Annotated in this window: 2 rRNA genes; both read right to left on the reverse strand. The window is 48.1% G+C overall.

Annotation, left to right across the window (positions count from 1 at the left end):
- Positions 1-82 (reverse strand): 5S ribosomal RNA (gene rrf / locus AC0LWF_RS27925); the annotation flags it as partial.
- Positions 83-231: 149 nt separating this feature from the next.
- Positions 232-316: ribosomal RNA gene (locus AC0LWF_RS27930) — 16S ribosomal RNA — on the reverse strand; the annotation flags it as partial.

Consider the following 316-nt stretch of genomic DNA (forward strand, 5'->3'; position numbering starts at 1 on the left):
TCCAAGTACCATCGGCGCTGAAGGGCTTAACGGTCGTGTTCGAGATGGGTACGCGTGGTTCCCCTTCGCCATTATTACCAAACGGATGTTTTAGAGGCAGCAAAAAAAACTACCGCTAACTTTTTTAGTTGTTGAAAGAGACTTACTCCTTCAAAACTGAACATGAGCGAACCTGCCGGTTTGCATCTTTCGATGCTATCTGATCATCATCGTGATCAGTTATTTCCTTAGAAAGGAGGTGATCCAGCCGCACCTTCCGATACGGCTACCTTGTTACGACTTCACCCCAATCATCTACCCCACCTTCGGCGGCTGG

This window comes from Paenibacillus sp. sgz302114, from assembly GCF_056120345.1.